The 13458-nt window shown below is 70.3% G+C and carries 12 protein-coding genes; all 12 read left to right on the forward strand.

The window, feature by feature from the left end:
- Window positions 1–16 precede the first annotated feature (16 nt).
- The 12 genes from CNO20_RS15115 (at window position 17) to CNO20_RS15170 (ending at window position 13452) form a co-directional block, all read left to right on the forward strand.
- Window positions 17–3943: a cobaltochelatase subunit CobN gene (locus CNO20_RS15115; RefSeq protein WP_101296963.1), complete on the forward strand. Its 3927-nt coding sequence runs from the start codon at window positions 17–19 to the stop codon at window positions 3941–3943.
- On the forward strand, window positions 3936–4682 hold the full coding sequence (locus CNO20_RS15120; RefSeq protein WP_101296964.1) for a precorrin-8X methylmutase: 747 nt from the start codon (window positions 3936–3938) through the stop codon (window positions 4680–4682). Before CNO20_RS15115 ends, CNO20_RS15120 begins: the two co-directional genes overlap by 8 nt.
- Window positions 4679–5542, forward strand: coding sequence for a cobalt-precorrin-7 (C(5))-methyltransferase (locus tag CNO20_RS15125; protein WP_101296965.1), 864 nt, complete (start codon window positions 4679–4681; stop codon window positions 5540–5542). Before CNO20_RS15120 ends, CNO20_RS15125 begins: the two co-directional genes overlap by 4 nt.
- A 168-nt stretch (window positions 5543–5710) precedes the next feature.
- Window positions 5711–6316, forward strand: a complete 606-nt coding sequence (gene cbiT, locus CNO20_RS15130) for a precorrin-6Y C5,15-methyltransferase (decarboxylating) subunit CbiT (RefSeq protein ID WP_101296966.1) — start codon at window positions 5711–5713, stop codon at window positions 6314–6316.
- Window positions 6313–7236 (forward strand): cobalt-factor II C(20)-methyltransferase, encoded by a 924-nt coding sequence (locus tag CNO20_RS15135; protein WP_101296967.1) that lies wholly within the window; start codon window positions 6313–6315, stop codon window positions 7234–7236. The genes cbiT and CNO20_RS15135 overlap by 4 nt, the downstream gene beginning before the upstream one ends.
- Window positions 7233–8156 carry a cobalt-precorrin-4/precorrin-4 C(11)-methyltransferase gene (locus CNO20_RS15140; RefSeq protein WP_101296968.1) on the forward strand — a complete coding sequence of 308 codons (924 nt, stop codon included), beginning with the start codon at window positions 7233–7235 and terminating at the stop codon, window positions 8154–8156. Before CNO20_RS15135 ends, CNO20_RS15140 begins: the two co-directional genes overlap by 4 nt.
- 2 nt (window positions 8157–8158) lie before the next feature.
- A complete protein-coding gene (gene cbiG / locus CNO20_RS15145) occupies window positions 8159–9151 on the forward strand; it encodes a cobalt-precorrin 5A hydrolase (RefSeq protein ID WP_101296969.1) in 993 nt (330 codons plus the stop codon).
- Window positions 9148–10020, forward strand: a complete 873-nt coding sequence (locus tag CNO20_RS15150) for a precorrin-3B C(17)-methyltransferase (RefSeq protein ID WP_101296970.1) — start codon at window positions 9148–9150, stop codon at window positions 10018–10020. Before cbiG ends, CNO20_RS15150 begins: the two co-directional genes overlap by 4 nt.
- Before the next feature lie 2 nt (window positions 10021–10022).
- The gene (cobJ, locus tag CNO20_RS15155; protein ID WP_101296971.1) at window positions 10023–11147 is read left to right on the forward strand and encodes a precorrin-3B C(17)-methyltransferase; all 1125 of its coding nucleotides are present in this window, start codon (window positions 10023–10025) and stop codon (window positions 11145–11147) included.
- A 76-nt stretch (window positions 11148–11223) separates the two neighbouring features.
- Window positions 11224–11490: a ferredoxin gene (locus CNO20_RS15160; protein ID WP_101296972.1), complete on the forward strand. Its 267-nt coding sequence runs from the start codon at window positions 11224–11226 to the stop codon at window positions 11488–11490.
- On the forward strand, window positions 11487–12173 hold the full coding sequence (locus CNO20_RS15165; RefSeq protein ID WP_101296973.1) for a cobalamin biosynthesis protein: 687 nt from the start codon (window positions 11487–11489) through the stop codon (window positions 12171–12173). The genes CNO20_RS15160 and CNO20_RS15165 overlap by 4 nt, the downstream gene beginning before the upstream one ends.
- 58 nt (window positions 12174–12231) lie before the next feature.
- Complete coding sequence (locus CNO20_RS15170; protein WP_101296974.1) at window positions 12232–13452, forward strand: CbiX/SirB N-terminal domain-containing protein; 1221 nt, start codon at window positions 12232–12234, stop codon at window positions 13450–13452.
- Window positions 13453–13458: the final 6 nt, after the last annotated feature.

Here is a 13458-nt window from a genome sequence, read left to right on the forward strand (position 1 = left end):
GAGGTTTAAAAATTCGATGGCACGCATCGGTATCTACACCGCGACCGAGAACGAACTGGGCTCGATCGGTCGGGCGGCCGACCGGCTCGACGACGTGGAACTCGCGGTCAGGTCCGAATCGGACCTCGACGGCGAGGCGGCGATCGACGAGTTCGTCGAGGAGCTGACGGGGGCAACGGCGGCGGTCTTCTGGCTCCACGGGGCCGAGGACAGCATGCCGGGGTACGAGTACGCGACGGGGGCGCTCGCCGAGGCGGGCGTCCCGCTCGTCGTGAAGGCGACGGGGGACGCCTTCGCCTTCGAGGACACGACGGTTGCCGAGTCCCACCGCGACCTCGCCTACGAGTACCTGGAGAAGGGCGGAACGATCAACGTCGAGAACCTCTGTCGGTTTCTCGCCGCCGAGTACGGGGACCCGGACCTCGAGTACGCCGACCCGACCGCGCTGCCGACGGAGGGCGTCTACCACCCCGACTATCCGGGCGTCGAGTACGAGGAGTTGCTCGGAACCTTCGATCCCGACAGGCCGACGGTCGCGATCTGGTTCTACGAGTCGCACTGGACCCACGAGAACGTCCGGTACGTCGACGCGCAGGTCCGTGCGCTCGAAGCGCGGGGCGCGAACGCGCTGCCGATCTTCTGCAATCCGGCCACGGACAGCGACGAGCAGGAGGACGCCGAGTGGGTGACGGACACCTGGCTGCTCGGCGACGACGGCCGACCGGTCGTCGACGCCGTCCTCTCGTCGTTCATGTTCTCGCTCTCGATGGACGAGCGCGGCCGGAGCGCGAGCGACGAGGGCGAGAGCGCGGAGGACGTCTTCCTCGACCGGCTCGGCGTGCCGGTGCTCCAGACGATCACGACGATGCGCTCGCGGTCGCGGTACGAGGCCAGCGACACGGGCGTGATGGGCTTCGAGCTCGCCCTCTCGGTGGCGCTGCCGGAGTTCGACGGCAACGTCGTCACCCACCCCATCTCGGGTAAGGAGCGCACCGACGACGCGGCGGGTATCGGCAGCGCGCCGAAACACCACTTCCCCATCGAGGACCGGATCGAACACGCGACGAGCCTCGCGGTCAACTGGGCGAGGCTGCGGCACACGCCGAACGCCGAAAAGCGGGCCGCGGTCGTCCTGCACAACTACCCGCCGAGCGACGACGGCATCGGGACGGCGTTCGGGCTCGACTCGCCCGCGAGCGCCGTGAACCTGCTCGAAGAACTCCGAGATCGGGGGTACGAACTCGGTCGGGAGCCGCCAGAGGACGGCCGGACGCTCGTCGAGGCGCTCACCGCCCAGCTCACGCTCGACGATCGGTGGGTCGCCCCCGAGGACGTCCGCGACCTGTCGGTCGACGTCGTCCCGACCGAGCGGTACCGCGAGTGGTTCGACGGGGCGGACGAGCGCTTCCGCGAGCGCGTGATCGAGGAGTGGGGCGACGTCCCCGACCGCCCGTTCGCGATACCGGGGACGCGGTTCGGAAACGTCCTCGTGACCGTCCAGCCCCCGCGCGGATTCGGGATGGATCCGTCGAAGGTGTACCACGACTCGGATCTGCAGCCGCCCCACGACTACTACGCGTTCTACGCGTGGCTGCGAAACGAGTTCGAGGCCGACGTCGTCGTCCACCTCGGGACCCACGGCAGCCTCGAGTGGCTCCCCGGGAAGACCGTCGGGCTCGACGGCGGGAGCGCACCCGACGCGCTGGTGGGCGATCTGCCGAACGTCTACCCGTACATCGTGAACAACCCCGGCGAGGGGACCCAGGCCAAGCGGCGGTCGTACGCCGCCGTCGTCGACTACCTCACGCCAGTCATGCGAAACGCCGGCGCGTACGACGAGCTCGCCGAACTCGAAGAGCTGGCGAACCGGTACCGCGAGGCCGGAATGGAGGACGCCCGCGCCGACGACGGCGACCACCTGGAGGCGCTCGTCCGGGAAACCGTCGACGAGCTAGACCTCGCCGTCGAACTCGGGATCTCGGGGGCCGTCGAAGGGAGCGAGGCGGGGACGGCGCGCGACGCGGGCGAGAGCGACGGCAGTGACGGAGGCGAGGACGAGACCGACGGCGACGGGGTGACCGAGAACGAGGCCGACGGCGACGTAGTGGCCATCGACGAACTCGTCGAGCGCGTCCACGAGTACCTCACGGACGTGAAGACGACCCAGATCCGCCTGGGGCTGCACACCATGTCCGAGCCGCCGGCGGGGGAGCGCCTGGTCGAGTACCTCGCGGCGCTCACGCGCCTCGAAAATCCCGGCGCACCCAGCCTGCGCGAGAGCGTGGCCGGCGTTCTCGGGGTCGACTACCGGGCGATGCTCGATTCGCCCGGCACGTACGACGAGGACCTCGGGATGACCTACGCGGAGGCCGCCGACGAGGTCTACGAGACGAGCGTCGACCTGCTCCGGACGCTGGCAGAGCACGACTTCGACCTGCCGGAGTCGGAGCGGGACGCCGGGCCGGACGACGAGGTGAACGTGAACCTCCTCGTGGTCGGCGTCGAGACGATCGGCGACGCGCGGGCGAAGCCGGGCGCGCACGACGACCTCCGGGAGGTGCTGGCGTTCGTCTGCGAGGAGGTCGAACCGCGCGTCCGGGGGGCCGAAGACGAGATCCCGCGCACCGCGGACGCGATGGAGGGAGCGTACGTGCCGCCGGGCGGCTCCGGCGCGCCGACCCGCGGCGGCGTCGACCTGCTGCCGACGGCGCGCAACTTCTACACGCTCGACCCGCGCAAAGTCCCGGCGAAACACGCCTGGAAGGTCGGCAGGGACGTCGCCGAGGGCGTCCTCGAACGTCATCTCGACGAGCGCGGCGAGTACCCCGAGGAGATCGGGGTCGTCGCCTGGGGGACCCCCACCGTCCGCACCCGCGGCGAGACCATCGCCCAGGTGCTGGCCGCGATGGGCGTCGAGCCCCGGTGGACCGACGCCGGACGGATCGACGGCGTGGAGCCGATCCCGCTCGAGGAGCTCGGACGCCCGCGGATCGACGTGACGACGCGCGTCTCCGGGCTGTTCAGGGACGCCTTCCCCGCCGCGGCGGGCGTCGTCCACGACGCCGTCGAGGCCGTCGTCGACCTCGACGAGCCCCGCGAGATGAACTACGTCAAGAAACACGTCGAGCGAGACAGGGCCGAACTCGAAGCCGAGGGCCTCGACGCGCAGGAGGCCCGAGCGGCGGCCACGCACCGCGTCTTCACGACGAAGCCCGGCGGCTACGGCGCCGGAACGAACAAGGCCGTCGACGAGGGGAACTGGGAGGATCGCGGCGACCTCGCCTCCGTGTACGTCCAGTGGGGCGGCTACGCGATGGGGTCACGGGGGAAAGTGCGCGACGCCCACGACGCGTTCGAACGGCGGCTGTCGAGCGTGGACGCGACGGTCAAGCTGGAGGACACGATGGAGCAGGACGAGTTCGACTCCTCGGACTGGTACGCGTTCCACGGCGGCTTCGTCTCCGCGGTGGCCGAGGTCTCGGGGAGCGAACCGGCGTCGTACGTCGGCGACTCCTCGAACCCGGACGACGTCCGGGTCTACACCAACGAGGAGAAGGTCCGCAAGGCGATGCGGGCCCGCGTGCTGAACCCCGACTGGCTCGAATCGATGGAGGCGCACGGCTACAAGGGCGCGGGCGACCTCTCGACCACCGTCGACGTGACGCTCGGGTGGGACGCCACCACCGGCGTCGTCTCGGATCGGCTCTGGGAGGACGTCGCCGAGAAGTACGCCCTCGACGAGGACCGACGGGAGTGGATGCGCAGGGTGAACCCGTGGGCGCTCGAATCGATCACCGACACGCTGCTCGAAGCCGTCGAACGGGGGCTCTGGAACGCCGACGAGGCGACGGTCGAGCGGCTGCGCGACGTCAACCTCTCCGCCGAGGGCGACCTCGAAGCCCGAACGAGCAACGAGGCGATCGGGGTGACGAACGATGACTGAGAACGGAGCGTTCGAGGAGGAGTACGCGGATCTGGGAGCGACGACCCGGAACGCGATGGAGATCGCCGAGACGAGCATGGACGTCGTTCGGCGGTTCGTCCCCGACGAGACGCTGGCGGATCGGATCCGCCAGAAGTCGGTCCACTCGATGGGCGACATCGAGTTTCACCACCTGCTCCGGTTCACCGGAGCGGATCAGAGCGGGAACGACGACGACGCGCCGGTCCGCGCCGGCGCGCGAGCCGTGCTCGGTGAGGCGGACGTCGTCACCGACATCACGATGGTGAAAGCGGGGGTCACCGGCCGCGGCCACGGCTGCGAGGTCTCGAAGGCGATCGGGTGCGGAACGGAGCTCGCAGAGAGGACGGGGATGACGCGGACCGCGGCGGCGATGCTCGAACTCGACGGGGACGGCGCGTTCGAGGGGTCGATCGTGACGATCGGCAACGCGCCCACGGCCGCGCTCGCGCTGGCCGACTGCATCGAGCAGGGCACCCGCCCGGCCGTCGTCGTCGCGACCCCCGTCGGGTTCGTCAAGGCCGAGGAGAGCCGCGAGCGGATCCGCGAGGTCAGCGAGGAGTACGGCGTGCCGGCGATCACGCACGTGGGCCGCCGCGGCGGGAGCGGCCTCGCGGCCGCGCTCACGAACGAACTGATCCACGTCGCGAAGGACGTCAGAACGGGCGAACTGGACCTCGACGCCGTCGCCCTCGGCGGCGGCGAGTCGGAGGCGACGTGAGCGACGACTGTGACCTCGACGCCGGCCCGGATCCGGCGACGTTCGCGGCCGCCCGGCCCGAACCACCGAGAGGCGGCGCGGGCGCCGGAGCCGAGGGGCGGCGAGCCCCGCGGGGAGGCGAGACCGGCCGAGGGAACGGGAGCGCCGTCGAGGCGTCGGAATACCCCGTCTACGTCGTCGGGATCGGCCCGGGGAACCTCGAGTATCTCACGCTCCGCGGCCGGCGCGCGATCCGCGAGGCAGACGTTGTCGTCGGCTTTTCGACCGTCGTCGGCTTCGTCGAGGAGCTTACCGACGCAGAGTTACTCGCGTGCGGCTACGCGGACGAGGCCGAGGTGCTGGAGACGTTCGCAGAGCGCGTCGCGGCGGGCGCGACCGCCGCGGCGGTCGCGATGGGGGATCCCAACCACTCGGGGTACCAGTTCGTGGGGAAGGTCCAGCGGGCCGTCGAGGGAGCGACCGACGGGAGGCCGGTGCGCATCGTCCCCGGGATCTCGTCGCTGCAGGTCGCGGCGAGCCGCGCCCGGACGCCCATGGAGGAGGCGTCGTTCGTCACGCTCCACAAGAGCGGCGACCTCGCGGCCGACTTCGCCCGGCTCGCAGACGACGCCGGGGAGCGACACCTGCTCGTCCTCCCCCGACCGTTCGACTGGATGCCGGGCGACGTCGCCAGGTTCCTGCTGGAGGAGGGAGCCGATCCGGACCTAGAGGCGCTGGTGCTCGAAAAGCTGACTCACGAGGACGAGTCGATCCACCGATTCACGCTCGCGGAGCTGTCGGAGCACGGCGGCGGTGACGGGAGGGAGGGCACGCCCTTTTCCGACCTGTCGGTGCTGGCGGTGCGAAGAACGGTAGACTAGCCGTCTCGGGTCCTCGCGCGCGGACAGGGCCCGGCACCTCGGAGCACGAACCGGACCTGTCGGCGGTCGCCAACAAGTGTTCTTGTAATACTGCAACCTCACTTCAGCAACCTTACTTGCTATACAGCAAACAAAATTGTTTTACCGGCGGGGGGAGATGCACGGACGATGTCCGCTATCGCGCTTCCACACGACGCCAAAGCGGGGCCGACGAAGCCCGAAGTGCGGTCGGTGGTGCTCGGCAAATTCGATCTCGGGCCCGCCGACCACTTCGTCGACGTCGGTTCCTGTACGGGTGCCGTGACGATCGAAGCGGCGCGCCGGGCCGGACGGGTTACCGCCATCGAGCGGAAAGCCGACCGGCTCGGGGTCACAGAAAGGAACCTCGCGGCCAACGACGTCGACGCCGAGGTCGACCTCGTGAACGACGAAGCCCCCGCGGGGATTCCCGACGACGCCACCGCGCTCTTTCTCGGCGGCAGCCGAAACTTCGAGGCCGTCCTCGATCGGGCGGTCGAATCGGGCGTCGGACGCGTCGTGATGAACGTGTCGCGGCTCGAAGTCGCGGGTCGGGCGGTCGAGGCCTTCCGCGAGCGGGAACTCCTCGACGAGGTCGTGCAGTTCCAGGTGAGCCGCGGCTACGAACTCGCCGGGGCGACCAGTTTTCGGTCGGAAAACCCGGTGTACGTGCTGGTCGGTTCGGCGGTCGAAGATGGAGACGGCTCGGCGGACGCCGACGGCGAGGACGCGAGCGGAGAGGTGGTCACGCGGTGACCCTCTACGGCGTGGGACTCGGCCCCGGCGACCCCGACCTCGTGACCGTTCGCGGCGAGCGCGCCCTCCGGAACGCGGACGTGGTCTACTCGCCCGGCCGGCTCTCCCGGTCGGTGGCGCTCGAACACGTCCCCGAGGAGAGGATCGGCGACCTCGACTTCCCGATGACCAGAGACGAGGAGGAGCTCCGGCGGGCCTGGAAGGAGGCCGCCGAAGTGGTCGCCCCCGCGGCCCGCGAGGGGGACGCCGCGTTCGTCACGCTCGGCGATCCCAACGTCTACTCGACGTTCGGCCACCTCCGGCGGACGCTCTCGGCGTTCCACCCCGACGTGGACGTCGAAGTCGTCCCGGGCGTCTCCGCGATGACGGCCTTCGCGACGGCGCTGGGCGTCGAGATCGAGGCCGGCGCCGGGCTCTCCCTCCGCGAAGCGGCCGGCGGGGAGAGCCCAGTCGGCCCCGACAGGATGATCCTGTTCAAGGTCACGGACGCCCCGGCGACCCACGAGGGGCTGGTCGAGGCGGGGTACGACGTACGCTACGGCCGCCGGCTGTTCATGGAGCAGGGCGAGACGGTCGTCACCGACGATCCCGACGACATCGCGGACCGGGACTACTACACGCTCGCCTACGCCGAGCGGCGGGATCTCCGAATCGAGTCGGCGACCGCGGCGTTCGACGCGGAACCGACGGAGTCGTCCGAGGAGGCCGAGGAGACCGAGGAAATCGGGGACACCGAGGCAGCCCCGAGCGCCGAATCGCGCGCCGACGGCGGCGAGGAGACCGGAAGACGCGAGCGAGCGGACGAGGCGGCGGATCGCGGGAGAACGAACCGGACGGGAGACCCCGAGCGGGCGGACCGGACGATCGAACTCGAACGCGCCGAGGGGTGCGAGAGCGGCGACTGCGGGGGACACAGATGACCGACGGCGAGCGGGAGGCGGTCGGCGGTTCGGCGGCGTCGGAGGGAGATCCGCAGGCGGCGATCGACGCGCGGGGCGCGCGGCGACGCGAGGAGCCCGACGGACGGATTTTTGAGCGCGCCGCGGGCGACCGCCAGGAGGGGATCCCCTTCGTCGGCGCGGGCCCCGGCGATCCGGGGCTTTTGACCGTGACGGGGAGAGAGCTCCTCGAAGAGGCGGACCTCGTCGTCCACGCCGGCTCGCTGGTCAACAGCGAACTGCTCGACGCCTACTGCGACCGCGCGGAGCTCGTGAACTCCGTCGGGAAGGACCTCGAGGAGCTGATCCCGCTGATGCGGAACGCCTACGAGGACGGCGAGGCCGTCGTTCGGCTCCACAGCGGGGATCCGTCGATCTACGGCGCGGCGCTCGAACAGATGGACGCCCTGGAGCACGAGGGCGTCCCGACGTACTTCGTGCCCGGCGTCACGGCGGCGTTCGCGGCGAGCGCGACGCTGCGGACGCAGCTGACGCTAAACGAGGTCGCGAACCACGTGGCGTTCACCCGCCCGCAGGGGAAGACCCTGACCGAGGAGGAAGACCACGTCAGCGACTTCGTCGGCATGGGCGACGTGACGACGTGCGTCTACCTCGGGACCCACGCCGTCCGCGACACGATGGAGCGGCTGCTCGACGACGGCCACGACCCCGACGTTCCGGTCGCCGTGGTCTACCACGCGTCGTGGCCGGACGAGGACGTGCTCGTCGGGACGATCGGAACGATCGCCGACCGCGTCGAGGAGGCCGGTTACCGCGCCTCCGCGCTCGTCGTCGTCGGCGACGCGGTGACAGGATCGGGGTACGAGCGGTCATTCCTCTACGGCGACTGGGCGAACCGCGGTTCGCGAAACGCAGACCGGACGGAAGCGGGTGACGACTGAGAATGAGCACTGACGAAAACGATTCGACGGCGGACGCAGGTTCGAGCGCGGGCAGCGGTCACTGTTCGACCCCCGACAGCGACGGCGAGGTCGCAACGGAGATCGCGATCGTCGCCTTCGAGCGGAAGCTGGAGACGGCCGAGGAGATCGCCGAGGGAATCGGCGACCGCTACGAGCGCGTCGATGTCCTCGAATACCACGGCGACGTCTTCGAGGAGCACTGGGGCGAGTACGACTGCTTCGTCGGCCTGATGGCGAGCGGCATCGCGATGCGGAAGACGGCCCACCTGCTCGACGACAAGTGGGAGGACCCGGCGATCTGCGTCGTCGACGAGGAGCTGACCTGGGCGATTCCGATCACGGGCGGCCACCACGGCGCTAACCAGGTTGCGAGGGACCTGGCGTCGATGGGGGCCGTTCCGGCGATGACGACCGCCTCCGAGGCCGCCGGCAAGCAGGGGGTCGAAGCGCGCGCGAAGGCGATGGACGCCCACGTCGTCAACGGCGACTCCACCGTGAAGACGAACCTCGCCGTGCTCGACGACGACCTCGGTCCGGTCGCTCGCCTGGACGGCCCCCGTGCCGTCCTGGTGGGCGACGACGTTACCGTCCTCAGGCGAAACAAGGACCGCGGCGTCGTGATCGGCACCGGCAGCGTCTCCGGCGCGAGCGAGCGGTCGTTCCTCGCCGCGTGGGAGGAGGCCCTCGGACGGACGGATTACGGCTTCGAGGACGTCGAGTTCGTCGCGACCGGGACCCGGAAGGGCGACGAGGAGGGGCTGCTCGCGGCCGCCGACGAACGCGGACTCGGCGTCGTCACCTTCGAGAAGGAGACGCTCCTGCGGTACGAGGGGCCGACGCCCTCAAAGTCGAAGGAGCTGATCGGGTGGCCCGGCGTCTCCGAGGCGTCGGCGATCGCCGGCGGGCGCGAGCACGAACTCGTCCTCGAGAAGATCGGGTACGAAACGGAGGTCACGGTGGCGATCGGACGATGAGCCGCGAGGAGTCGCCGGCCGCCGGCGAGGGGACGCCAGACGCGTACGGCACGCTCTACGTCGTCGGCATCGGCCCCGGCCTCCCGGACCACGCGACGAAGCGGGCCAGGGCGGTCATCGAGTCCGCCGACTGCGTGATCGCTTCGAGCCTCTACCAGGCGTTCCTGCGCGACGACGGCACCCTGCCGCCGGAGGACCGGACGGACGAGGAAGGCATCGCGACCCGCGAGGACGGCTCCGAGCAGGAGATCGTTCGCTCGACGATGGGCCGGCAGATCGAACTCGCCCGGGAGGCGTTCGATCGCGTCCGCGAGGGCGAGACCGTCGCCCACGTCTCCGGCGGCGATCCGTCCGTCTACGGCAAGTCCGACCTCGTCTTCGCGGTGGCCGAGGAGGAGGGCGCAACCGACGTCCCGATCGAGATCGTCCCCGGCCTCACGGCGGCGCTGGGCGCGGCGGCGAACGTCGGCGCGCCGCTCTGCAACGACTTCTGCACCGTCTCGCTGTCGGACAAGTGGCGCGGCTGGGACGAGATCGAGGAGAAGCTGCGCGCGGCGGCGGTGAGCGGCTTCGTGATCGTCCTTTACAACTGCTGGCGCAACTACGAGCGGGCCGTCGACATCGTCCGCGAGGAGCGGACCGACGACGCCTACGTGGCGATCGTGAACGACGCCGGCAGGGGAGACGCCGGGCGCAACGGGGAGGGCCACGTCGTCACGACGCTCGGCGAGGCCGCGGACCACGACGGCGAGGTCTCGGGGATGGGCACCTCGCTGATCATCGGCAACCACGAGACGAAAACCTGGCGCAACGACGATCGAACGTACCTCGTCACCCCGCGAGGCGGGCGTGACGTCGACGACTTCTGACGATGAACACGGACACCGACGCGGACGACGCGGAATCGACATCGAACTGCGGCGCGACGACCGGCGAGGCCGAATCGGAGCCCTCGGGGTCGTCACCGTCGGCCTCGGGTTCGAAGTGCGGGGCCTCGATCGCGGAAGCGGACTCCGCGGCCGCATCGAGCGCCGAAACGGCCGGTTCGGACTCCCCGAGCGGATCGAAGTGCGGCGCGGGTACGTCGGGGTCCTCGGCGTCACGATCCCCCGCGTCGAAGGCGAACTCCTCGACGGCCGGCTCGAAGTGCGGCGCTTCGAGTTCGAAAAAGCGGGAGAAGACGAAGGAGAAGGTCGGCTCGACGGTGGACGACTTCGACGCCGAGCCGGGGCGACTCGTGGCGGTCGGTCTCGGTCCAGGCCACCCGTCGGGGATGACGGAGCGCGCGCGAGCGGCACTGCTCGCGGCCGAGCACATCGTCGGCTACACGACGTACATCGAGCTGCTGCCGGACGAGATCACGGAGCGGGCGGACGAGCTGTACGACACGCCGATGTGCGGCGAGGTCTCGCGCACCGAGGAGGCGATCGACCGCGCGCTCGCCGGCAACGACGTGGCGATCGTCGGCAGCGGCGATCCGAACGTCTACGCGCTCGCCGGGCTCGCGCTCGAGATTCTCGAATCCAAGGGGGCGACCGCGACGATGGTCGACTTCGAGGTCGTGCCGGGCGTGCCGGCGGCCCAGTCCTGCGCGGCGCGTCTCGGCGCGCCCCTGGTCAACGACACCGTCTCCGTCTCGCTGTCCGACCACCTGGTTCCGATGCCGGAGATCGAATCTCGGCTGCACGCGGCGGCCAAGGAGAGCTTTACGATCGTGATCTACAACCCCTGGAGCCGCAAGCGCCGGGCGAACTTCGAGAAGTGCTGCGAGATCCTCCTCGCCCACCGCGATCCAGCCACGCCGGTCGGCATCGTCCACGGCGCCGGTCGGGATGACGAACGGGCGAGGATCGTCGAACTCCGGGAGCTCGAGGAGCTGGGCGAGACAGAGCTCGTCGACATGACGACGACCATCGTCGTCGGCAACGAGGAGACGTACGTCTGGGACGACCGGATGGTCACGCCCCGAGGGTACGAGACGAAGTACGACTACTGAGACGACTGAGGAAACGAAGTACGGCTACTGAAGGGACGAACCACGACTACCGAACGATGACGACACCACTACGACGATGCCACGGTACGAAGTGACGGTCGAAAAGGCGGCCTGCGACGGCGTCTTCGCCTGTCTCACCCGCGACCCCCGATTCGTCGAGGGCGGGGACGGACTGGCCACGATCGACCCCGACGCGGACCCCGTCTACGACTGCGAAGGCGAGGTCGCGGACACACGAACCCGCGTCGTCGCCGCCTTCGACGACGACCGGATCGACGAGGCGAAGCGGGCCGCCGCGGCCTGTCCGACCGACGCGATCGCCGTCCGGGAGGTGGACGAGTGAGCGAGCGACCGACGGAGACGGCGGCGGTCGAGCCGCCCGCGGATCTGCTCGCCGGCCGTCCGACGACGGCGTACTTCTGGGGCCACGTCGCCGGCAGCGGAGACGTCGCCGACGACGGTCTCGAAGTCGTCACCGGCGACGAGGAGTCAGCCGAGACGCTCGCAGCCATCGCGGGCGGCGACCTCGATCGCGGAACGAACGTGCGCGAGTACGCCCACGACGCGTCGATCACGCGGACCGAGGAGGAGTACGCGCTGACTGTCGAGCGCGAGGACCTGTTCGGGCGGAGCGGCTCGCTCGGACTGCCGGTCGACGGGCGGGGAAACTACCGGTTCGCCGCGTTCGCGGGACACGACCGGGAACTCCTGCGCGGGCTGTTCGAGGGCTGCGGGACGATCTGTTTCAAGTCGTCTACCGGCACGGTCGGCGTCTCGTTCGTCCACGACGACGGGAATCTGCTCGCGCTCGTCCGGGAACTGATCGCCGACTGCCCGGTCGAGGCGATGACGGGCGACCTCTCGAAAACGTCCTCGGGCGGCCGCTGGTTCAGCGTCGACGACGCCGACGCGGCCGACTTCGGAACCTGGCTCTACGAGGGCGCCGAGGAAACGGGGCTGTACGCCCCGAGCCGGCGGCGAAAGCTCGTCAGGAGTCTCGAACGGGCGGAGGCGTTCGACGCCTGAGCCGGAACCGCACCGATCGGCCCGATCGCGCCGAACCGTCGATACCATGAGACCACCGATGCACGACACAGACGCCATCGCAGCCGCGTTCGACGACGAGGCCGTCCTGCTGATCGGCCACGGCTCCCGCCGCGAGCGGTCGAACGAGCAGGTCAGAGAACTGGCCGCCGGCCTCGAGTCGCGGCTCGGGATTCCGGTCGACGCGGCGTTTCTCGAGCTGGCCGAGCCGGCGATCGACGAGGCGTTCGCAGCGCTGTCGACGGTCGCGAGCGGCGTGACGGTCGTCCACTGCTCGCTGTTCGCCGCGAGCCACGTCAAAAACGACGTCCCGCTCGCGATCGAACGGGCGCGAGCGGCGCACGACGTCGAGATACGCAACGGCGCCCACCTCGGGATCCATCCCGCGATCCTGGATCTGCTCGACGATCGGGCTGCCGAGGTCGAACGCCGCCTGGACGCGGACCGCGAGACGGACGACGTCGCCGTCGTCCTCTGCGCGCGGGGGTCGAGCGATCCGGACGCCAACGGCGACGTTCACAAGCTCGCCCGCCTGCTCTACGAGGGGCGGTCGTTCTCGCGCGTCGAGGCCTCGTTCGTCGGCGTCACCGAACCGCGGCTGGAGGAAACCCTGCACGGGCTGTCGAAACACCGCCCGGACGCCGTCGTCGTCCTGCCGTACATGCTCGGCGACGGCGTCCTCACCCGGCGGGTGCGCGACTGGACGGACGAGTTCGAGGCCACGTACCCCTACGTCGACGCGGCGGCGGGCGATCCGCTCGGCACCGACTCCCGACTGCTCGACGTCTTCGCCGACCGCTGGCAGGAGGCCCGATCGGGGGGCGTCGAGATGTCCTGCGACACGTGCAAGTACAAAGTCGACCTCGAGGGGTACGAGGAGGACGTCGGCGGCGCCCGCGCGATGCTGCGGGCGCTGACCCACCGGGAAGCGCACGCGGATCGCGGCGACGTCGACGAGGAGCCGCACGCCCACGACGCGCCCGAGAGGCACGTCGTCGTCTGCACGAACCGGACCTGCGCGGACATGGGCTCGCCCGCCGTTCTCGAACGGTTGCGGCAGGCGGCCCGCGACTCCGAGCGCTGCGACGCCCGCATCACGCGGTCGTCCTGCCTCGGCCGCTGCGGCGACGGCCCGATGGTCGCCGTCTACCCCGACGGCGTCTGGTACGGCGGCGTCGACGCGGCGGACGCCGAGCGAATCGTCTCGTCCCACCTCGACGGGGACCGAATTGTGAGCGACATCGTGGACCGGACGCTGTGATCACAC

Source organism: Halegenticoccus soli (genome assembly GCF_002844195.1).
GTDB classification, from domain to species: Archaea; Halobacteriota; Halobacteria; order Halobacteriales; family Haloferacaceae; genus Halegenticoccus; species Halegenticoccus soli.